The following is a 20,302-nucleotide window of genomic DNA, read 5'->3' as shown; positions in this document are numbered from 1 at the left end:
CGCAACCAGGACCGGATCAGCTCATGCCGAGGGGCCGCTCCTTCCACCGGTGGAAGGAGCGGCCCCTCGAAGCGCCTCTGGTGTCCCGTCAGAACCGGCGCGTGATCAGCGCCTTCTTCACCTCGGCGATCGCCTTCGTGACCTCGATACCGCGCGGGCAGGCGTCCGTGCAGTTGAACGTCGTGCGGCAGCGCCAGACGCCGTCCTTGTCGTTGAGGATCTCCAGGCGCTGCTCGCCTGCCTCGTCACGCGAGTCGAAGATGAAGCGGTGCGCGTTGACGATGGCGGCCGGGCCGAAGTACTGGCCGTCGTTCCAGAAGACCGGGCACGAGGACGTGCAGGCCGCGCACAGGATGCACTTCGTCGTGTCGTCGAAGCGCTCGCGGTCCTCGGCCGACTGCAGCCGCTCGCGGGTCGGTTCGTTCGTGTCCTTCGTGATGAGGAAGGGCATGACGTCCCGGTACGCCTGGAAGAACGGCTCCATGTCGACCACGAGGTCCTTCAGGACCGTCAGGCCCTTGATGGGCTCGACCGTGATCGGCTTCTCGGGGTTGATGTCCTTGATGAGGGTCTTGCAGGCAAGGCGGTTCTTGCCGTTGATCCTCATCGCGTCCGAGCCGCAGATGCCGTGGGCGCAGGAGCGGCGGAAGGTCAGCGTGCCGTCCAGGTCCCACTTGATCTTGTGGAGGCCGTCGAGGACGCGCTCCTTCGGGTCGATCTCCAGCTGGAAGTCTTCCCACACAGCCTCTGCGGAGACTTCCGGGTTGAAGCGGCGGACCCGGAACGTGACCGTGATGTACGGGGAGTCCGCGGACTGAGCCTCGGCCTTGTCCATAACGGGGGTTGCCATCAGTACTTACGCTCCATCGGCTGGTAGCGGGTCTGGACGACCGGCTTGTAGTCCAGGCGCACGGTCTCGGTGCCGTCGTCGCCCACCTCGCGGTACGCCATGGTGTGGCGCATGAAGTTGACGTCGTCGCGGTTCGGGTAGTCCTCGCGGTAGTGGCCGCCGCGGGACTCCTTGCGGGCCAGCGCGGAGACGGCCATGACCTCGGCGAGGTCGAGCAGGTTGCCGAGCTCGATGGCCTCCAGCAGGTCCGTGTTGAACCGCTTGCCCTTGTCCTGGATCGAGACGTTCTTGTAGCGCTCGCGCAGCTCCGCGATCTTCTCGACCGCCGTCTTGATCGTCTGCTCCGTGCGGAACACCATGACGTTGGCGTCCATGGTCTCCTGCAGCTCCTTGCGGAGCGTCGCCACGCGCTCGGTGCCGGTGGACGTACGCAGCTTCTCGACCTGCTCGATCACCAGCTGCGCCGGGTTCTCCGGCAGCTCGACGAAGTCCGCCTTCTGGCTGTACTCCGCCGCCGCGATGCCCGCCCGGCGGCCGAACACGTTGATGTCCAGCAGCGAGTTGGTGCCGAGACGGTTCGCTCCGTGGACGGACACGCAGGCGACCTCGCCGGCCGCGTACAGGCCCGGGACCACCGTGGTGTTGTCCGCCAGGACCTCACCCTCGACGTTCGTCGGGATGCCGCCCATCGCGTAGTGGGCCGTCGGCTGGATCGGGATCGGGTCCGTGTACGGCTCGATGCCGAGGTACGTACGGGCGAACTCGGTGATGTCGGGCAGCTTGGCGTCCAGCTGCTCCGGCGGGAGGTGCGTGAGGTCGAGGTAGACGTGGTCGCCCTCGGGACCGCAGCCGCGGCCCTCGCGGATCTCCGTGTAGATGGAACGCGAGACGACGTCACGGGACGCGAGGTCCTTCATGACCGGCGCGTACTTCTCCATGAAGCGCTCGCCGTCCTTGTTGCGGAGGATGCCGCCCTCACCACGGGCGCCCTCCGTCAGCAGGATGCCCATGCGCCAGATGCCGGTCGGGTGGAACTGGAAGAACTCCATGTCCTCCAGCGGAAGGCCACGGCGGTAGACCGCCGCCTGGCCGTCGCCCGTCAGCGTGTGCGCGTTGGACGTCACCTTGAAGAACTTGCCGCAGCCGCCGGACGCGTAGATCACGGCCTTCGCCTGGAAGACGTGGATCTCGCCGGTCGCCAGCTCGTACGCGACCACACCGGCGGACTTCTTGACGCCGTCCACCTCGGTGATCAGCTGGTCCAGGACGTAGAACTCGTTGAAGAACTCCACGCCCTCCTTGACGCAGTTCTGGTACAGCGTCTGGAGGATCATGTGGCCGGTGCGGTCGGCCGCGTAGCAGGAGCGGCGCACCGGGGCCTCGCCGTGGTTACGGCTGTGACCGCCGAAGCGGCGCTGGTCGATCGTGCCGTTCGGGGTGCGGTTGAACGGCAGGCCCATCTTCTCCAGGTCGAGGACGGAGTCGATGGCCTCCTTCGCCAGGATCTCGGCGGCGTCCTGGTCGACCAGGTAGTCACCGCCCTTGACCGTGTCGAAGGTGTGCCACTCCCAGTTGTCCTCCTCCACGTTGGCCAGCGCGGCGGCCATGCCGCCCTGCGCGGCGCCCGTGTGGGAGCGGGTGGGGTAGAGCTTGGTCAGCACGGCGGTGCGGCTGCGCTTCGTGGACTCGATGGCCGCGCGCATGCCCGCGCCACCGGCGCCGACGATGACGGTGTCGTACTTGTGGATCTTCATCAGGAGTACCTCAGCCCCGTGCCTAGCGGATGTTCGGGTCGAAGGTGAAGATCACCAGCGTGCCCAGCAGGATGGTGAACACCGTGGCGGTGTAGAGCAGGCCCTTCAGCCACAGCCGGGTGTTCGCGCGCTCCGCGTAGTCGTTGATGACCGTGCGCAGGCCGTTGGCGCCGTGGAGCATCGCGAGCCACAGCATCAGCAGGTCCCAGACCTGCCAGAAGGGGCTCGCCCAGCGGCCCGCCACGAAGGCGAAGCCGATCTTCGACACGCCGCCGTCCAGCACGAGCTGGATGAGCAGGTGGCCGATGACCAGGACGACCAGCACGATGCCGGACAGGCGCATGAACAGCCAGGCGGCCATCTCGAAGTTGCCCCGGGTGGACTTCGGGGTCTTCTTGGTGCGCTTGCGCGGCGCCTCGATGTAGGGGGCCGGGTTGTCGACGTTGTAGAGGGACTCGCCCTCGACCGGGCCGATACCGGTGGCGGTCTTCTCAGTGGTGGACATACGCGTCAGCTCCCGAACAGTTCCTGAGCGGCGTGGCCGAGAACGGGGTAGATCGCCCCGAGCATCAGCACCAGCCAGAGGCCGACGACGGACCAGAGCATCTGCTTCTGGTAGCGCGGGCCCTTCGACCAGAAGTCGACGGCGATGACGCGCAGGCCGTTGAGCGCATGGAAGAGGATGGCGGCGACGAGGCCGTACTCCAGCAGCGCGACGATCGGCGTCTTGTACGTGGCTACGACCTTGTCGTAGTCCTCGGGAGAGACACGGACGAGAGCGGTGTCCAGCACGTGAACGAACAGGAAGAAGAAAATGAGGACGCCGGTGACTCGGTGAGCCACCCAGGACCACATTCCTTCCCGGCCGCGGTACAGCGTTCCAGCCGGCACGGAAGTTCCTCCGGGAGCGGGGATCGGGGCCTGCCGGCTTGTGCTGTCGGTCGGGCCCGGCCGGGTACGGTCCACCGGCCCCCAGCATCGTATCCACGTGTCGCTGTGCGGCTCAGCGGGGGTCCTGGGGATGTGATCAAAGTGGCACGCGGATGGGTGATGCGCGGCTATTGGGGTGGTGCGTCCCGGTGGTTGCCGGGTGCGGCGCCGTTTGGGCTGGTCGCGCCCGCGCGGCGGTAGCCGCAGATCGACTACAGCCCCGCGCCCCTGAGGGCGCGAACCAGCCGTCCCTTTGCCAGGCGCCGGAGTTCCTCCGCCGTCAGGACCCGTTCGTCGTCCGGATCGTTTGCCAATCGAGACCGGATGGCGTGCAGTACGTGGTCCAGGGCCTCCGCCGGTGCCAGGTCATCCAGGCAGATGATGAATACATGCCCGAATTTCGCTTCGTATGCGGCATTTGCGGCATTGAGTGCCGTGTGGGCGGCTCCGTAGATCCCGTCCGGCAACACCGGCAACGTTTCTGCTGCCAGCGCGGCCGCCAGATCCTCCGGAGCCAAGTCGTACGCCGCCTCGTCCGACGCCGCCAGAAGGGCGTCCACGTCCGGATACGGGCGGTGGTCCGCGATGCGGTCGGCCCAGCGTGGGCTGTTCAGGCAGGCCAGCAGGGCGCGCCTGATCTCGTCGGCCGGGGCGGTGTTGAAGGACTCCAGCGCGTTCGGGGACGGTGGAGTGCGGGTCTGCTCGGGGAGTGACCGCATGGCGACTCGGCCAGGAAGGTGTGTGGGCGTCACGTGGGTTTCGGCAGGGGATTTTGGGAAAGGAGTGGTCGCCACGTTATCGAGAGCGGGCGTGACGTGTCCGACGGATGCCCGAATTTCAGCCGAACGGGAGAGTTTCGGAACGTGTGGTGGACGCCCGAACGTGGTCACGGAGCTAGGTTGACGAAGTGAGCCAGCACAAGCACAGGCGCCGGTCACCGGCGAAGAGGGCGCTGAAGCAGACGTGGGTGCTGATCGTCGCGATGGTCGTCGTGACGGTCGCGGCCGGGGTGAGCCTCGGGCTCCTGGCCACGGGCGGCGACGGAGGGCCGGGCGAGTCCGAGCAGCGACGGTCGGCGCCGGTGACCTCCGAGGCCGCCTCACCGTCCGCACCGAGGAAGCCGGCCGCGCCCACTCCGTCACCCACTCGGTCGTATCCGCTCTCCACGGCTCCGCAGACCATTCCGGCGGTGAGCTCCCACACCGCCGCGCGGGGGCCCGGCTGGCGTCCCGCGCGCGGGGAGCGCGTCGTCGTGACCGACCCGAAGCTCGCCGACGAGGGGCGGCTCGTCGCCGGTGAGCTGGGGCTGACGTATGCCGGCGAGAAGGAGGACTCACGGGCCGGGGACGTGCGGCTGGCGCTGAGCGAGGGCAAGGGCGCGGGCCCGGAGTCGTACACCATGACCGTGCGGGACGGGCGGGTCGCCATCGACGCGCCCGGCGAGGCGGGTGTCTTCTACGGGACGCGGACGCTCAAGCAGGAGGTGCGGGGCGGTGGTGCGGCGCCGGAGGGTGTCGTGCGTGACCAGCCCGCCAAGCCGGTGCGCGGGTTCATGCTCGACATCGCCCGCAAGCACTTCACCGCCGACTGGATCGAGGACCGGGTGCGGGAGCTCGGCGACCTGAAGTTCAACCAGCTGGGGCTGCACTTCTCCGATGACCAAGGGTTCCGGATCGAGTCCGACTCGCATCCCGAGGTCGTCTCGCCGCAGCATCTGACCAAGGCCCAGGTCAGGGACATCGTCGAGCTGGCGGCCAGTCGGCACATCACCGTCGTGCCCGAGATCGACTCGCCCGGGCATCTGGGGGCCGTCATCGCCGCGCACCCCGATCTGCAGCTGCGCAATGTGAACGGGGTCGCCACGCGGGGTGCCATCGACATCTCCAAGCCCGAGTCCGCCGAGATCGTCGACGACCTGCTGAACGAGTACGCCGGTCTCTTCCCGGGCGGCCAGTGGCATCTCGGCGCCGACGAGTACCAGGCCCTCGTCGTGTCGAACCCCGAGGCCTCCTACCCGCAGCTCGCCACCGCCGCCCGCCAGGCCCACGGCTCCGGCGCCGGCGTCGCCGACCTGGCCACCGGGTGGCTGAACGACCGCGCCGCCACCGTTCGCGCCCACGACCGCACGGTGCGGGCGTGGAACGACGGGTTCTTCCGGAACACCTCCGTCCAGCCGGACAAGGACATCCAGGTGGCGTACTGGACCGGCAAGGAGATCGGGGCGCGGGTGCCGGTGGAGTACCTGCGGGCCGGACGGAAGCTGATCAACTACAACGACGAGTTCCTCTACTACGTGCTCGGCCAGCCGCAGACCTTCGTCTATCCGACGGGGCAGCGGATCTACGAGCAGTGGACGCCGCGGGTGGTGCGGGGGACGGTGGCCGTGTCGGAGGCGTACGACGACCAGATCCTCGGCGGTTCCTTCGCGGTGTGGTGCGATCTGGCGAACTCGCAGACCCAGGCCCAGGTCGCCGCCGGGATCCGGATGCCGCTGCGGGCGCTGGTCCAGAAACTGTGGGACGCGGACCGGCCCGCGCTCTCCTGGACGGATTTCAAGGCGCTGGCCGACCGGCTGGGCTGAGGTTACGCAGTGGACGTACGGGGCTGGTGGACGTATGTTCCGCATACCGTGCGTGAGGTTCTGGGGAGAGCCGGGCGCCGCGTTCCGTTTTCTCAGCGCCCGGGGGGAATGCCTCACCATGATCGAAAATCCGCATGCCCGCATCAGCGCCGCACCGGCCGCCTGGCTGCGTTCGCCGGTCGGGATCGGGTGGGTCGCCGTCGCGGGGCTCGGCGCGGTCATCGCCGCCGACCTGTTCGCGGTCTGGGCGGACATCGTCATGTACGACGTGGCGGGCGACCTGGCGAGCGGCGCACTGCTCGACGGGCGAGCCGACCGCGCGGACCGGATTTACGCCATCGCCGGCACCGTCCAGACGGTCGCGCTGCTCACGGCAGCCGTCCTTTTCCTGTGCTGGTTCCACCGGGTGCGGGTCAACGCCGAGGTGTTCGACCCGTACGGGCACAGCAAGAAGCGGGGCTGGGCGATCGGCGGCTGGATCGTACCGATCGTGAACCTCTGGTTCCCGCGCCGGATCACGCTGGACATCTGGGACGCCAGCAGCCCCTGGGGCGCGCCCCGGTCGCACGGGCTGGTCAACACCTGGTGGACGTTCTGGGTCATCTCGTTGCTCTCCGGCCGGACCGCGGCCACCGCGTACCGCCGTGCCGAGACCGCCCAGGAGATCCAGGGCGCGGTAGGGCAGATGATGTTCTCGGACGTCGTGGACATCGTGGCCGCCGCGTTCGCCATCGCCGTCGTGCTGCGGCTGACGCGGATGCAGCATGAGAAGGCCCTGGGCGGCCCCGCCTCCGTGCCCGCCTGAAACGCCGGATTTTTCCATCCGGCTGCGAACTGCCGTACGGCTGTGGTGTATTCGGCCCCGAGCCGCAGCCGAGACGCCGGGGGAGCCGGAAATGGGTTATTGGGGGTATTTCGTCGTGGGCCGCGGGGAGCGGCCGCTGGCGGAGCTGGACGCGCTGGCCGGCGCCGAGGGGATGACCCTGCGCAAGCAGGCGCCCGGCGGCTGGCAGGTGTGGGAGTACCCGAGCGGGGACGGCGAGGTCGGCAACATGAACGACCTGGCCTGCGAGAGCGGGGCGCCCGCGCTCTTCGGATACGTCATGGACAGCGACTGCGTGGTCGTGGAGGCCGCGGCGCCGGAGAGCGGGGCGTGGACGACCTGTCTGGCGCGTGCCGCGATGGCCGGATACCTCGGCGCCGGGGACGCGGACCTCACCGTGGACGACTACTTCCTCGAACCCGGTGACGCCGCCGAGCGGGCCGTCGCCTGGGCGGCCGAGGCCGGGCACGAGGTGAACGCCGAGTCGGTCGTCGACGTACTCACCGCTGATGTGGACCCAGCGGACCCCTTGGCCGAAAACATCTTCTTCCGGCTGCTCGACCGGCTCGGCGTCGTGCCGCTGTGACACTCACGGGCCGTCGCACGCAGTAAGGGGAGGTGTTGGCTCCGTAAGGGAAGGGGCCTGCCAGGGGCCTGTGCGGGGACCCCCGACCCTCAGAGATCACCCGCTTAGGGAGGCGTGGATGAGCCTGGTGGAATTGATCGCTCAGGCCGACGAGCGCGGACTGGCCGCCAGCGGGTTGGCTTGTTTGGATCGGTGTGTGCCCTTGCTGGGCGGTGACGACGAGGTGCTGCGGCCGCTGTGGGCGAATCTCGCCGTGGGCGGCGACCCGGCCGCCTGGGGCGGGCTGCTGGAGCAGGCGCGCACGAAGCTGGGCGTCGCGGAGATCGTGGACGACGAGGACATCGAGGACGAGGCCGCGCTGCTCGCCCGGCGGATGCTGGCCGCCGCCCCGGCCGTCCGGTCCGCCGCCGAGGCGCGGATCTGGGCCGACGCCTGCTCGGTCGCCTCGCTGCAGATACACCGGCTGCTCGACCCGGCGGAGGCCGACGCCTCCCCGGCGGACGCCCTGCCCCGGGCGCTCGATTCCGTGCGAGCCGGCGGGGCACCCGCCACGGGCCGTACGGAGGGCATGTCGCCGCTCGTCGCCGCCGAACTGCGCCGTCAGGTCAGCGTTCTGGAACTGCTCGCCGGACACGGCGCGGGCGGGTTGCGCCGGGCGCTGGAGGTGTCCACGGAGGGACGGCGGGTGCTGCGGGCGGTCGTGTCGCGGCGGGCCCGGGGCAAGCGCTGACGCCCCGGCCGTCCGGAGACGGTCAGGTCACCAGCCACTTCACCACCGCGTCCCCGTATTCGGCCGTCCGTGCGTAGAACGCGGTCAGGTCGCGGTGGGTCGCCGCGAACAGACCGCGCGCCTCGGGTTCGACCTCCGAGGTGTCGTACGGCCGCAGCAGCCGCATGCGCGCCTGCCGCCACAGGTCGTCGAAGTCGGCCGACTCGAGGAAGTCGGCGACCCCGGACACCTGTGCCGCGGTGAGCAGCAGGAACGGCGGCATGGCCGGGTCGGTGTGGAACGCCGGGCGGCCGCCGAGCACCACGTGGGTGCGAGGGCCTTCCGACGCGTGGTTCGGGGGGATGCCGCAATAGAGGAGCTCGACGTCGCCGTACAGCTTGTCGAGGACCTCCTCGCGATGCCGGCCGATCCGCTCCCGCACGGTGTCCCAGTCGTCCTCGAACAGGCGCTGGAACCAGGTCGCGCTGTTGCGCAGTGCCGAGGGCGGCACGGCGCGGAGATGGAAGTACATGCTCATCAGTGACTGGAGCGCACGAGAGCGGCGAATCGTCACCCTCGCGTCAACCCGGGGGGAGTCGGGTGTAAACCCGGATTCCTGAGGGGGTCCTGTGACCGTCGTCCGGGCGTGGTGCGGCGGTCCTGCACCGGTCCTGGGAAGCCGCCGGATCCGCGTGACGAAAAGCTGTTCGCCCACGCTCTCCAGGATGTGACGACTCAGCAGGAGACCAGGCCCTCAGCAGCCACCAAGCCGATGCGGTGGGCGGCGGACGCGGTGGCGATGATGCGCGAGGGAGCGCGGCTGCGGCTCGACTACTCGGCGCAGAGCCTGTGGCGGGTCGACCGGTTGATCGAGGGCCTGCGCGGCGAGGGAACCCCGTACCCCGCCGTGGAGGCCACGCTGCGCGGTCTCGGCGCGTACGCCGGTGAGGTGATCGCCCGTCAGACCGGCGCCGAGTGGTGGGCATCGGGCGGCGAGCACTGGCTCCGTACGCCCGACGGCCGGCTGTGGGACCCGATCGACGAGGCGCGGCGGTGTTTCGCGGGCGACGGGTCGCTGCGGTTGCTGTGCCGGGAGGCGACGCGCGGTCTGCCGCGGCGGTAGGGCGGCGCTCGGACATGGCCCGGCCGGGACCCCTGAATGGGCGGGGTCCCGGCCGGGCCAGGTGTTCTCGGCCGTTACGGCGTCAGCGTCCGGCCCAGACGGGCGCCGGCCGGGGTGCCCAGCGCGGTCCGGGTGTGCACCGCCATCGTGGTGAAGCCGAGGCCCGTGCTGTTGCTCGGGAGGTACATCAGGATGCCGTCGCCGGCGTCCTCGCCCTCCGCACCGAACGTCAGGTCCGCACGGCCGTACCCGGACAGGTCCGTCAGCGACACCGACGAGCCGAACAGGTCGCCGGACTCCGTGACGCCGGGGACACCCGACCGGTCCTGCGAGATCCAGGTCGAGCCGGTGCCGGTCAGGCCGGACGAGGTGCCCTTGAAGAGCAGCGCCTGGCCCGCGTCGGAGCGGTTCACGCCGTCGCGCGTGACGTCCTCGCCGGGCATGCCGGCCAGGGCGTCCGCGTAGCCGTCGGCGTTGTGGTCGCCCACCGAGACCGAGGCGCCGAACAGGTCGCCGGACTCGTTGGCGCCGGCGACGTCCGCCGTGTCCTGGTGGATGGTCCTCATCCCGGTGGTGGTGAAGCCGGTCGACGTGCCGAACAGCATGGTGATCTGGCCGCCCGAGACGCCGCCCGACTCCGAGGTCACCGGCTGGCCGATGACGATGTCGTCGTAGCCGTTGTTGTCGATGTCGCCCGCCGCGATGGAGCGGCCGCCCTTGACGGAGATCACGCCGACCTTGGTGAGGCCGGTCGCCGAGCCCGCGAAGCGGAGCACGCGGCCGATGCCGCCGCTGTCGCGGTAGTTGAGGGCGACGTCCGCGTAGCCGTCCCGGTTGAAGTCGCCGGTCGCGGCGTCCAGGTGGGCGACGGCGCCGGTGGCCGTCTTGAGCGTGCCGGACGTCGTCGCGCCGCCGGTCAGCCGCACATGCCAGTTGCCGCCCTTGCCGGTGCCGGCCGCGAACACGTCGGCCCTGCCGTCGCCGTTGAAGTCGCCGACGGTGACCGTCGAGCCGAGCCTGGCGCCGGCCGCCGTGACGCTGCCCGAAGTGGTGTACGCGAAGCCGGTGTTCAGCGCCGGGCCGTACATGACCGTGACCTGGCCCCGGTCCGCGTTGCCGCTGGTGTCGTCCTCGCCGGGCGCGCCGATCGCGAGGTCGGCGTAGCCGTCGCCGTTGACGTCGCCCCAGGCGGTGGCGGCACCGAAGCCGTCGCCGGACTCGTGGGAGCCGGGGACGCCGGTGCTGTTCTGGGTGAGCGTCCGCTTCGAGGCGGTGACCGGGCCGTCGAGGCCGCCCGGGACGACGGTGACCGTGCCGCCGTCGCTCAGCGCGCGGGGCGTGCCGGTGACCAGGTCGGTGATGCCGTCGCGGTCGAGGTCGGAGGTGGCGAGGGCGTGCGAGATGCCCGGGGTCTTGGCGACCTGGGCGATCCGGCTGAGCTTGGGGTAGAGGCCGACGCCGGGGCAGGCCGTGTTGTTGGTGTCCCGGTGGCCGAAGACCCGCGGCAGCGTGACGGACGTGCCCTTCGGGATCTTGTTGCCGCTGTAGCCCTGCTCGGCGCCGGACGTCAGCGTCACCCTGCCGGTCGGGTCGATGCCGTACATCCCGAACTTCCAGGCGATGATCCGTGAGATCGCGTCCATCCCGGCCCGGCTGGGCGTGGCCTTCTCGAAGTTGCCGATGTACGAGATGCCGACCGTGTCGGTGTTGAACCCGGCGTTGTGCGCGCCGATCACCGGCAGGTCCGTTCCGCCGCTGCGGCCCTCGAAGATCTGGCCGCACCTGTCGACGACGAAGTTGTAGCCCAGGTCGAAGTAGCCCTTGCTGATGTGTGCCTGCTGGATGGTGCGCAGCCGGGCCGCGGACTCGGCGCAGGACAGGCCGTTGTCGGTGTCGACGCCGGTGTGGTGGACGACGGCTGCCTTGATCCCGGTGCCGTACTCCGGGGTGCCGTTGTAGTCCGTCGACGCACCCCACTCGGCCTGCGTGATGACCGGCGGCTCGACGACCGTCGAGGGCCGGGGCGCGGGGACCGTGGAGGTCGGGGTGGGGGAGGGGGTCGGGGAGGTGGACGTGGTGGGCGTCCCGGTCGCCGTCGGGGTGTCCGCGGGCGCCGGGGTGCCTGTCGGTGCGGCCGGGTCGGTGGGGGTGACGGTGTCCGTGGGGGTTGCCGGGTCCGTGGGGGTGGCCGTCTCCGGCGGGGTGACCGGGTCCGTCGGCGCCGGGGTGTCCGTGGCCGGCGCGGTGGTCCCCTCCGCCGCGAAGGCGGCCGGGCGTATCGCGGCGTCCGTCGGGTCGGTGCCCGGGTCGAGCAGCCTGATGTCCATGCCGGCCGGCTGGCCGCCCACCTCGGTGCCGGCCGCGTCGACGACTCGCACCTCGATGCCGTCGGAGTCGCCGGTCCACGCCGACTCCGTACCGCCGCGCAGGGCCGCCCGCTCGCCCTCCGCGCCGTCCGCCTGGCTCGGCTCGACCGTCACCTTCTGCCAGCCGGACCACTTGCCGGTCTCGGTGTCCCGGGTGCGCACCTCGGGCGTGCCCTTGGCCGTCGCCTCCGGATCGTTCCAGGTCAGCACGACGGCGGTGAAGCGGTCGGTGTCCTGCTTGGCCAGGCCCTTGCGGCCGGAGCCACGGTCCTTGAGCTCGAGCGTGTGGATCGACGGCTCGCGGCGCTCCCGCCCGGCGTCGGTGGCCGGCGCGGACGGATCCGCGATGGCGTACGTCACGACACCCGCACCGCTGAGCACGACGGCGCCCACCGTCAGCCACGAACGTCTCTTCAGGCTGAGCGGTTTGTACGCATGGGTCCTGCGAGGACTCAACTACCCCACCCCTAGTGAATGGTCACCTTCGCATCACCTGTCCCACAGGTGGCACCTACACACAGCGCACAAGTGGTCGGGAACGTCACGGGTGAGAAGGCGGGGGCGGGCCGGGCGGGGACGGCGTCGTCCAGGGCGGACCCTCGGCGACGTCACCGAAGAGGCCCGACCTCGGGCCGAACGCGCAAGCGGGGCCGCGTCCTTGGCGGACGCGGCCCCGCTGGTTCGAAGGGGCGTCAGCTCGCCCAGACCTCGGCCTCGTCGGCCGGGACGGTGGTGGCCAGGCCCAGCTCCTTGCGGGCGGCGACCGTCTTGTTCGGGTCGATACCGGTGAAGGCCGGGTCGTAGGCGATGTAAAACGCGTCGGCGTCGGCGGCGTTCGCGGCCTTCTTCCACTCCGCGGCCGTCTTCGTCAGCTGGTCGCGGAGCTTGCCGACCTCCGCGCCCTCGACACCCTTCAGGCCCGCCAGGTGCGCGTCGAGGGCGGCCGCGACGGCCTTGGCCTGCGCCTTGTAGCCCGGCAGATCCTCGTCGACGGTCTCCTTCTCGGGCTGGTTCGCCCACAGGGCCTCGTAAACGGCGTTCGAGCCCTTCAGGTACGTGCTTTGCCCGGGCTTGAGGGACTCGGGCTTCAGCGAGCCCTTGAACGTGCCCGATTCCTTGGTGTAAGTGCAGCTCACGGCGCGGTCACCGGTCGCCCAGCTCTCCTGGGTCGGGGTGTAGTAGAAGAGGACGACCCCCTTGGGGAGCGCCCAGGTGTCCGCGGCGAACTTGCTCGCCTCGACCGGGCAACGCTCGTCGGCGATCGCCGAGACCGCGTCGTCGCCGGGGAACGTCTTCTCGTCGTCGATCTTGAACTCGCCCACGGCCTGGCCCGAGTGCGCCTCGGTGCAGGGCACGATCTCGACGAGGACCTCCGTGCCCTCGCCCGAGTTGTTCGGGTTGTAGCAGTCACCGATCTCCAGCGAGAACACCGACCGCTGGCGGGCCACCTTCTTCGCACCGTCCTTGGCGCTGTCGACGGCGTCGGAGACCTCCGAGCACCCCACCGCGCCGATCGCGAGCAGGGCGACGACGGCAGATATACCGCGAACGGAGCGGAACGGGCTACGCGTTGACATGACGTGTACATCCTCTTAGGAGAACTTTATGAGGGGCGGCGCGCGCATCGTATGCCATTCATGTGGATGGACTGTGCGGCGCTCGCGGGGTCTTGGACTCCCGGCCGGCCGCAATGGTTGTAGTCGGTCTCATCAGGTGCGGTTCCCCGCTGCCTTGTGATGCGGACGGGCGACGGGTTTCCTACGTCTCCTGTGACACTTCTGTGGGTCCTGGCGCTGTTGAGCGTGGAGGAACGTCGGCAAGGGTGGGCGTGCCGCTGGGTGCGGATTCGTCACGAACCGGTACGGACGAGGACAGTTCTTGGGCCACGGAGCGGAACCCCGCCGCGTGCACGCGTACGACGAGGAGTTGGGCGCGGCCGTCGCGCGGGCCCAGGAGGGTGACGAGGCCGCCTTCACGGTCGCGTACCGGCTGGTCCAGCCGCAACTGCTCGGATACCTGCGGGGGTTGGTGGGGGACGACGCGGAGGACGTGGCGTCCGACGCCTGGCTGCAGATCGCCCGCGACCTCGGCCGGTTCAAGGGTGACGGAGCCGGGTTCCGGGGCTGGAGCGCGACCATCGCCCGGCACCGGGCGCTGGACCATCTGCGCCGGCAGAAGGCGCGGCCCCGGTCGTCGGTGCTGGAACAGGACGTACTGGACATGCCCGGCCCGCACAGCACGCACGACCAGGCTCTGGAGTCGATCTCCACCGAGCAGGCCCTGGAGCTGGTCCGCGGGCTGCCGAGGGACCAGGCCGAGGCCGTGCTGCTGCGGGTGGTCGTCGGCCTGGACGCCCCCGCCGCCGGACGCGTCCTCGGCAAGCGCCCGGGCGCGGTGCGGACGGCCGCGTACCGCGGGCTGAAGCGGCTGGCCAAGCAGATGGGCGTCGCAGGTGTGACGGAAGACGGCCCCCGGACGCTGGGGGAATCGAAATGAACAGTGCGGGCGACTGCGGTGGCCAGGACGGCACAACGGCGCCTCGTTGAGGCGAGGCGGTGTGTGCGGTGAGTCGTACGGGGCGTCGGGAACGTACAGGCTCTACGAGGTTGTCAGTCACAGCGGTCACACAGGTTACGTAGATCACATACGACGCGTGCATCACGTAGGCCCCTACACATCAGGTCGGACAGGAACGGGAAGCGGACATGGGTGAACAGCAGAGCGGCGGTGGGTCCACCGGCCGTCGGCGTGTGCACCCTGACGGCATGGCCCATGGCCACGGGGCCGGTCACCAGGCCGACCACGCGTCCGGCCGGGTCTTCGAGCACGCGCCCGGCCCGGCCGTGGCGCTCGACGGCGCCGCGCTGGAGGCGTTGCTCTCCGCCGCCGTGCTGCGCGGGCACCGCGTGGACAACGAGGCCGAGCAGCGTGCCGTGGCCGCCTTCCGGGCCGCCCGGGACGCCGGGGCACACCGTGCGCGCACCCGGCGCCGGGACGACTGGCGGCCCCGTGAGCAACGGCGACTGGCCCGCTCGGTGAAGACGGCGCTCTCCCTGTTCGTCGCGAGCCTCACGCTCGGCGGCGTGGCCTTCGCGGCGATCGGCTCGTCGGACACCCCGGACGCCTCCCCCGACGACAAGGTCGGTACCACTCCGACGGCCGGCGCCCCCGACCGGCCGGCCGCCAACCCCTCCGCCGAGCCCGGCACCTCCTCCGGGAAGCCCGGTAACCCGGCCACCGCACAGGACACCGAGGCCAAGTGCCGCGCCTATGAGCAGGTCGACGGCCGCGGCAGCGCCCTGGACTCGACGGCCTGGCAGCGGCTGGTCACCGAGGCGGGCGGCGCGGACAAGGTCGCCGCCTACTGTGCGCAGCAACTGGCGGCGGCTGCGGATGCGCCGGGCAGGACGGCCGACCCGAACGGTGCGGCGGACAACGGGCAGGACCAAAGGGATGCGAGCGGGGCCGGCGCGAGCGGGTCCGATGCGAGTGAGTCCGGTGCGAGCGGGTCCGGCACCGGTGGGTCCGGCACGAGCGAGTCCGGCACGGGGGGATCGAACGCCGGCGGATCGGGCACGGGCGGATCGGGCACGGGCGGATCCGGCACTGGTGCGGCCGCCGGGAGCGGGTCCGGCACCAGCGCCGAGACGGGGAAGAAGAACTGACGCAAAGAGCGACTCCCGACCGATGCGACGGCCACCGGTCCCGGGTCGAGGCGGCCCCCACCGGCTCAGTGCCGAGATGACGACACCGCTGACTGCCCGCGGTGTCGACGAACCGCGGCAGTCGGCCGGGAGGGGCTCGCAAGCGCGCGTCGGGAACTGCAGCTCGCGTCGGGAACCGCCCGGCTCCTCGGCCTCGGGCGTCTCGCGCCTGGGTCAATGCCCGGTCAGCGCGGCTGTTCGCGGGACGACCGGGGCCGCCACCCCCGGCCCGGTAACGGCATAAAGGGCCTCTGACCAGGTGCTTTGCTGTCTCGCCGCAGCGCGTGACCAGTAGCGGTCAGGAACAGCCAGAATCACGTGACCAGTAAGCGGTCAGGGGCGGCCACTGCCGGCCGTCGGAATGATCGTGCTCGGAGAAGAATTCCAGTAGGTCGATATCTGTCGAAGTAGACTTAGACGTAGTTCGACGCAGTTGATGTGCTGGAGGACGTGTGAGAAAGAGCCTGCCCACCAAGCCGGACGACGTGGTCGACCGGGACCGGGAGTGGGATCTGCTCGCAGAGTTCCTCACCGATCCGGACCCGGCGATGCGGCTCGGCATCGTGTCCGGGCGGCGGCGGCACGGGAAGTCGTACCTCCTTCAGGCCCTGTCCGAGCAAGTCGGCGGCCTGTACGTCACAGCGGTCCGGGAGGAGGGGCGGCTGCCTGCGATCCAGCGGTTCAGTGACGCGGTTGCCACGCATGCCGGTCTGAGGCCGGGCAGTCTGCGCCTGACCGACTGGCGTGACGTGTTGTCCAATGCCCTTGATGTGACGGCCCGTTCGGCGCATCCGCTTCTGGTGATTGACGAGTTGCCGTACCTGCTCCAGCATTCGCCTGAGATCCCGGGTCTGTTGCAGCAGCTCTACGACGAACGCCAGCGCGGCGCTCAGCCTGGTGCTGGGCCGGGGCCCCGGCTGATCCTGTGCGGTTCCGCTATGAGCGTCATGCACGAACTGCTCTCGGGGACCAAGCCGCTGCGGGGCAGGGCCGTGGTCGATCTACGGCTAGGTGCCTTCGACTACCGGGACAGCCGGGACTTCTGGCAGATCGCAGACCCGTTGACGGCGCTGAAGGTGCACGCGGTCCTTGGCGGGGCACCCGGCTACCGGCCGGTGGCGGGCCGACCGCATCCGGATGACGGCTTCGACACGTGGCTCACCCGGACACTGCTCGATCCGGGCCGGGCGGTGTACTCGCGCACCGAAACCGAGTACCTGCTGCGCGAGGATCCTAGGATCACGCAGCACACGCTGTACTACGACATCCTCACCGCCATCGCGAACGGCGCCACCACGCCCAGCAAGATCGGTGCCGCTCTGGAGCGTCCGCGCAACGCTGTCGCTCACCCCCTCGGGGTCCTGGAATCCACCGGCTACATCCGGCGCGAGCAGGACATCCTCCGCTCCAAGCACCCCGTCATCACCCTCGCCGACCCCTTCATCCGCTTCAATCAGCTCATTACCCTCCCGCAGGCAGCCGCGGTGGAGCAGGGCTTCGCCGAGCAGGTCTGGCAGCAGGCCGCCCCGACCTTCAACTCCAAGATCCTCGGACCGCACTTTGAGGACCTGGCCCGCGACTTCACCCGCCGCTACGCCCACACCCTGCTGCCCGGTGGACTGCCCGGCCCGGTCGGCACCACCGAGGTCGCCGACCAGGCAGCCCGGACCAAGCACGAGATCGATGTCATCGCCCTGGCCGCCGGCGAGCGCCCGCAGGCCCCCCGCGCGAGGATCGCGCTGCTGGGCGAAGCCAAGGTGACCGCCGCCCGTCGTGGGACCGGTGACCTGGAGCGCCTCGAACGTATCCGTGGCCTGCTCGCTGATCAGGGGTACGACACCGCTGCCACCACTCTGGCCCTGTACTCCCTGTACGGCTTCTATCCCGACCTGGTCGACCTGGCCAATCGTCGTGACGACCTCCTCCTGGTCGACCTGCCCGCCCTCTACGGCAGTTGACCCAGCCAGGGCTTGTGCTGAAGCTTGGGATCTATTACAACCGGGGCCGCCACGACATTTCCAAGGACATGGTGCGCAGGGTTCTTGGCGAGCCCCGCCTCAGGCTGCCGCGGTGGCCCTTCGGCCGTTGATGATGGTCTGGGGTCTGACGGCTTCCGGTATGGAGCGGCAAACACCCCAGGTGGATCAGGCGAGCAGGACCTGACGTGCGGCGGAAAGCCGCCGCTACCGTGTTCCGATCTTCTGCTGCCTGGCGGCTTCGTCCTTGCGCAGGACAGCCGGACTCGCGGTCGGTCACATCAGTTTGGAAAAGGCTCACCGGCCGGACCGCGCCATGGCCGAGCACGGTGAGCGCCGAGTCGAAGAGACTCCAGAGCCGCATCTGACGGTTCAGTGCCTAGTGCTGGACAGGATCACACGAGGCATCCGGCCGGTTGGTCACGCGTTGACCACGGTGGTCACCGATTCCGCGCATCGCCCCAGGTCAGAGTGGGTAAACCGCGGAGACGACCGGGGCCGCCACCCCCCACAGGAGAGGCCCCGGCCGTCGCGCGGTGCGGGCCGCGCAGCGGCCCGTACTCTCTACAGCGCCGAGACTGCGTTTTGTGTCACACCTGGCCGGACGGAACGCGGGTTCCCAGGTAGTTGCATGTTGTACGGACATGGACGAGCAGCGGTTTCAGGCCGTAACGTGCCATTCGCGCCGACAGCGGAGGAGACGAGACCACCGCAAGACCTGCGGTCTTGAAGACCGCAACCATCGATTTGAGCAACCACGACGGCGAGAACCCGGTCCGCGAGAGCGGTGCCGGTTTAGGCGCAGAAGGGCGCGCAGCAGGTGCTGGGGGACGACGCGGAGTTGACCGCCGCGGTGCTTGCGGCACAGGACGGGGACGAGACCGCCTTCCGGACTGTGTACCGCTCGGTGCACCCGCGGCTGCTCGGGTACGTGCGGACGCTGGTCGGCGACCCCGACGCCGAGGACGTCGCCTCGGAGGCATGGCTGCAGATAGCGCGTGACCTGGAGCGGTTCAGCGGGGACGCCGACCGCTTCCGCGGCTGGGCCGCCCGAATAGCCCGCAACCGCGCGCTGGACCACATACGCATGCGCGGCCGCCGCCCCGCCATCGGCGGCGACGAGACGGAGCTCACCGGGAGGGCCGCCGAGTCCGACACCGCGGGCGAGGCCATGGAGGCGCTGGCCACCGACGGCACCCTCTCCCTCATCGCGCGGCTCCCGCAGGACCAGGCCGAGGCGGTCGTCCTGCGCGTGGTCGTGGGGCTCGACGCCAAGACGGCCGCGGAGACGCTGGGCAAGCGACCGGGTGCCGTACGGACCGCCGCGCACCGGGGTCTGAAGCGGCTGGCCGAGCTGCTCGGCGACGATCCGGAATCGGCCGGGGTGCTCGACGCCCTGCCTCCCCAGCGAGGAACCCGCGACCGCGCGGTGACGTCTGCGAGTGTGACGCATATGCGTTCGCGGACGCAGAAGGATGTGTGATGGCCGACGAGCAGTACAGGTGGCTGGACCGCGAAACGGCGGAGCGATTGCTGCGCGGAGAGTCACTCGAAGCTGTCGACGCGGCCCATCGCGACCAGGCCGAACAGCTCGCCAAGACACTTGAGGCGCTGACCGCCGAACCCCCGCTGAGCAGCGTGGAACTCCCCGGGGAGACCGCCGCGCTGGCGGCGTTCCGCGCGGCCCGCGCGAACCGGGACGAGGCCTTCGAGACCGCCGGCGAAGGCTCCGGCGCCCGGGCCGCCCAGACCTCCGACGTCGGACTGGTCCGGATCGGCGCCGTCTCCGGCCGCGCCGCCCGTCGCCCCCGCTGGGGCCGTCCCCTGCGGCTCGGCCTCGCCGCCGCGCTGGCCGTGGGCATGGTCGGCGGAGTCGCGGTCGCGGCCGGAACCGGAGTGCTGCGGACGCCGTTCGGCGAGGACGAGCCCGCTCGCCCCGCCGCCACGGTCTCGGCGGCGGTGCCCCCGGAGCGTCCCCTCGTCTCGCCCTCGCCGGAGATCGGCGCGCAGGACGAGCCCACCCCCGACGGCACGTCGAGCGGCCCCACCGGATCCGGCACCAGCCAGGACCCCGGCCCCGGTGGCCCCGCCACGGACCGCGGCACACCGGGCGCCGAACAGGACCGGCCGACCGGCGGCTGGTGGAACACCGTCCAGTCCTGCCGCGACATGCGCGACGGCAAGGAACTGCCCCGCGACCGCCGCCGTGCCCTGGAAGGCGCGGCGGGCAGTTCCGCCCAGGTGTGGAACTACTGCAAGACCGTGCTGACCGGCGCCGGCGAGAGCACGCGCGCCACGGGCGACGTACCCACGGGTGGCGACGGTCAGGACGCGGGCAAGGGTGACGACGACGGCAAGGGCAAGGACGACGACGGCAAGGACAAGGGCGACGAGGACCGCCCGCCCGGCAAGGGCCGCGGCAACGCCCACCGCACGGACGGCGCCGCGGAGGCCCCGTCCACCGTGCCCGGCCTCCTGCCGGACGCCGTCCAACCGCCCACGTCCCTGGTGCCGAGCCCGTCGTACAGCATGCTCTGAGCGGACCCACCGCTCGGAGTCACCCACGCTCACTCCTGTCACACGCCGCTGACCTGCGGTTTTGCGGCCCAGGAAAAATCCCGGAGAAATTCTCGGCGAAAGCAGTGACGTTTTCGGCCGTCGTGGCGCTGAACTGAGTGAGCCGACTGGTCATCGGCCGTCGCACAGAGCCGGGGTTCCCCCCGTACCTGCGGCTCGTGCATTGGCGGGGGGGGGGGGGGGGGGGCCCCGCGCGCCCCCCCCCCCCCCCCCCCCCCCCCCCCCGGGGCCGCCGCCCCCCCCCCCCCCCCCGGCGGGCCCCCGGGCCCGCGGCCCGAGGTGTCCGCCGGAGGCGGTGTCCCGGTGCGCGGCTTCGTGCGGGG

The 20,302-nt window shown here is 70.6% G+C and carries 18 protein-coding genes; 10 read left to right on the top strand and 8 right to left on the bottom strand.

The annotated features are described in order from the left end of the window. Positions 1-88 precede the first annotated feature (88 nt). From ACIBAG_RS42705 to ACIBAG_RS42685, 5 genes are all read right to left on the bottom strand, one after another. Positions 89-850, bottom strand: coding sequence for a succinate dehydrogenase iron-sulfur subunit (locus tag ACIBAG_RS42705; protein ID WP_399113137.1), 762 nt, complete (start codon positions 848-850; stop codon positions 89-91). Then, complete coding sequence (gene sdhA, locus ACIBAG_RS42700; protein WP_399113135.1) at positions 850-2,604, bottom strand: succinate dehydrogenase flavoprotein subunit; 1,755 nt, start codon at positions 2,602-2,604, stop codon at positions 850-852. The genes ACIBAG_RS42705 and sdhA overlap by 1 nt, the downstream gene beginning before the upstream one ends. A gap of 22 nt (positions 2,605-2,626) precedes the next feature. After that, complete coding sequence (locus tag ACIBAG_RS42695; RefSeq protein WP_398820704.1) at positions 2,627-3,109, bottom strand: succinate dehydrogenase hydrophobic membrane anchor subunit; 483 nt, start codon at positions 3,107-3,109, stop codon at positions 2,627-2,629. A gap of 5 nt (positions 3,110-3,114) precedes the next feature. Beyond that, complete coding sequence (sdhC, locus tag ACIBAG_RS42690) at positions 3,115-3,495, bottom strand: succinate dehydrogenase, cytochrome b556 subunit (protein ID WP_079056196.1); 381 nt, start codon at positions 3,493-3,495, stop codon at positions 3,115-3,117. Between the two features lie 251 nt (positions 3,496-3,746). Beyond that, a complete protein-coding gene (locus ACIBAG_RS42685) occupies positions 3,747-4,286 on the bottom strand; it encodes a 2-oxo-4-hydroxy-4-carboxy-5-ureidoimidazoline decarboxylase (protein WP_399113287.1) in 540 nt (179 codons plus the stop codon). 230 nt (positions 4,287-4,516) lie between these two features. Between ACIBAG_RS42685 and ACIBAG_RS42680 the strand changes: the two genes are divergently transcribed. From ACIBAG_RS42680 to ACIBAG_RS42665, 4 genes are all read left to right on the top strand, one after another. Continuing rightward, the gene (locus tag ACIBAG_RS42680) at positions 4,517-6,115 is read left to right on the top strand and encodes a family 20 glycosylhydrolase (RefSeq protein ID WP_399113285.1); all 1,599 of its coding nucleotides are present in this window, start codon (positions 4,517-4,519) and stop codon (positions 6,113-6,115) included. A gap of 118 nt (positions 6,116-6,233) precedes the next feature. Next, the gene (locus tag ACIBAG_RS42675) at positions 6,234-6,920 is read left to right on the top strand and encodes a DUF4328 domain-containing protein (RefSeq protein WP_399113133.1); all 687 of its coding nucleotides are present in this window, start codon (positions 6,234-6,236) and stop codon (positions 6,918-6,920) included. Positions 6,921-7,011: 91 nt separating this feature from the next. Continuing rightward, positions 7,012-7,524, top strand: a complete 513-nt coding sequence (locus ACIBAG_RS42670) for a hypothetical protein (RefSeq protein WP_399113131.1) — start codon at positions 7,012-7,014, stop codon at positions 7,522-7,524. 118 nt (positions 7,525-7,642) lie between these two features. Beyond that, a complete protein-coding gene (locus ACIBAG_RS42665; RefSeq protein WP_399113129.1) occupies positions 7,643-8,254 on the top strand; it encodes a hypothetical protein in 612 nt (203 codons plus the stop codon). A 22-nt stretch (positions 8,255-8,276) separates the two neighbouring features. Here ACIBAG_RS42665 and ACIBAG_RS42660 read toward each other — a convergent pair whose 3' ends face one another. Next, positions 8,277-8,765, bottom strand: coding sequence for a DUF1877 family protein (locus ACIBAG_RS42660; RefSeq protein WP_399113128.1), 489 nt, complete (start codon positions 8,763-8,765; stop codon positions 8,277-8,279). Between the two features lie 195 nt (positions 8,766-8,960). On the opposite strand from ACIBAG_RS42660, the gene ACIBAG_RS42655 reads away from it, so the two are divergent. Beyond that, positions 8,961-9,356, top strand: coding sequence for a hypothetical protein (locus tag ACIBAG_RS42655; RefSeq protein WP_399113126.1), 396 nt, complete (start codon positions 8,961-8,963; stop codon positions 9,354-9,356). A 74-nt stretch (positions 9,357-9,430) separates the two neighbouring features. On the opposite strand, the gene ACIBAG_RS42650 is transcribed toward ACIBAG_RS42655, so the two are convergent. Next, the gene (locus ACIBAG_RS42650; RefSeq protein ID WP_399113124.1) at positions 9,431-12,178 is read right to left on the bottom strand and encodes an FG-GAP-like repeat-containing protein; all 2,748 of its coding nucleotides are present in this window, start codon (positions 12,176-12,178) and stop codon (positions 9,431-9,433) included. A gap of 236 nt (positions 12,179-12,414) precedes the next feature. Continuing rightward, positions 12,415-13,299, bottom strand: a complete 885-nt coding sequence (locus ACIBAG_RS42645; RefSeq protein WP_399113123.1) for a septum formation family protein — start codon at positions 13,297-13,299, stop codon at positions 12,415-12,417. 301 nt (positions 13,300-13,600) lie between these two features. Between ACIBAG_RS42645 and ACIBAG_RS42640 the strand changes: the two genes are divergently transcribed. From ACIBAG_RS42640 to ACIBAG_RS42620, 5 genes are all read left to right on the top strand, one after another. Next, positions 13,601-14,218: an RNA polymerase sigma factor gene (locus ACIBAG_RS42640; protein ID WP_399113121.1), complete on the top strand. Its 618-nt coding sequence runs from the start codon at positions 13,601-13,603 to the stop codon at positions 14,216-14,218. A gap of 269 nt (positions 14,219-14,487) precedes the next feature. After that, positions 14,488-15,387: a hypothetical protein gene (locus ACIBAG_RS42635; protein ID WP_399113119.1), complete on the top strand. Its 900-nt coding sequence runs from the start codon at positions 14,488-14,490 to the stop codon at positions 15,385-15,387. Positions 15,388-15,878: 491 nt separating this feature from the next. Next, positions 15,879-17,384, top strand: coding sequence for an ATP-binding protein (locus ACIBAG_RS42630; RefSeq protein ID WP_399113117.1), 1,506 nt, complete (start codon positions 15,879-15,881; stop codon positions 17,382-17,384). An 838-nt stretch (positions 17,385-18,222) separates the two neighbouring features. After that, a complete protein-coding gene (locus tag ACIBAG_RS42625) occupies positions 18,223-18,885 on the top strand; it encodes an RNA polymerase sigma factor (protein WP_399113116.1) in 663 nt (220 codons plus the stop codon). Beyond that, positions 18,885-19,940: a hypothetical protein gene (locus ACIBAG_RS42620; RefSeq protein ID WP_399113114.1), complete on the top strand. Its 1,056-nt coding sequence runs from the start codon at positions 18,885-18,887 to the stop codon at positions 19,938-19,940. Before ACIBAG_RS42625 ends, ACIBAG_RS42620 begins: the two co-directional genes overlap by 1 nt. The last annotated feature ends 362 nt before the right edge of the window (positions 19,941-20,302 follow it).

Source organism: Streptomyces sp. NPDC051243 (genome assembly GCF_044455405.1).
Taxonomy (GTDB): domain Bacteria; phylum Actinomycetota; class Actinomycetes; order Streptomycetales; family Streptomycetaceae; genus Streptomyces.
The sequence above is the reverse complement of the archived record's forward strand: the minus strand, read 5'-3'. Positions and strand labels throughout refer to the sequence as shown.

Excerpts from the sequence above, each read along its gene's own strand:
- ACIBAG_RS42705 (WP_399113137.1), bottom strand. The coding sequence starts at position 850 with ATGGCAACCCCCGTTATGGACAAGGCCGAGGCTCAGTCCGCGGACTCC.
- sdhA (WP_399113135.1), bottom strand. The coding sequence starts at position 2,604 with ATGAAGATCCACAAGTACGACACCGTCATCGTCGGCGCCGGTGGCGCG.
- ACIBAG_RS42695 (WP_398820704.1), bottom strand. The coding sequence starts at position 3,109 with ATGTCCACCACTGAGAAGACCGCCACCGGTATCGGCCCGGTCGAGGGC.
- ACIBAG_RS42680 (WP_399113285.1), top strand. The coding sequence starts at position 4,517 with ATGGTCGTCGTGACGGTCGCGGCCGGGGTGAGCCTCGGGCTCCTGGCC.
- ACIBAG_RS42675 (WP_399113133.1), top strand. The coding sequence starts at position 6,234 with ATGATCGAAAATCCGCATGCCCGCATCAGCGCCGCACCGGCCGCCTGG.
- ACIBAG_RS42670 (WP_399113131.1), top strand. The coding sequence starts at position 7,012 with ATGGGTTATTGGGGGTATTTCGTCGTGGGCCGCGGGGAGCGGCCGCTG.
- ACIBAG_RS42665 (WP_399113129.1), top strand. The coding sequence starts at position 7,643 with ATGAGCCTGGTGGAATTGATCGCTCAGGCCGACGAGCGCGGACTGGCC.
- ACIBAG_RS42660 (WP_399113128.1), bottom strand. The coding sequence starts at position 8,765 with ATGTACTTCCATCTCCGCGCCGTGCCGCCCTCGGCACTGCGCAACAGC.
- ACIBAG_RS42645 (WP_399113123.1), bottom strand. The coding sequence starts at position 13,299 with ATGTCAACGCGTAGCCCGTTCCGCTCCGTTCGCGGTATATCTGCCGTC.
- ACIBAG_RS42635 (WP_399113119.1), top strand. The coding sequence starts at position 14,488 with ATGGCCCATGGCCACGGGGCCGGTCACCAGGCCGACCACGCGTCCGGC.
- ACIBAG_RS42620 (WP_399113114.1), top strand. The coding sequence starts at position 18,885 with ATGGCCGACGAGCAGTACAGGTGGCTGGACCGCGAAACGGCGGAGCGA.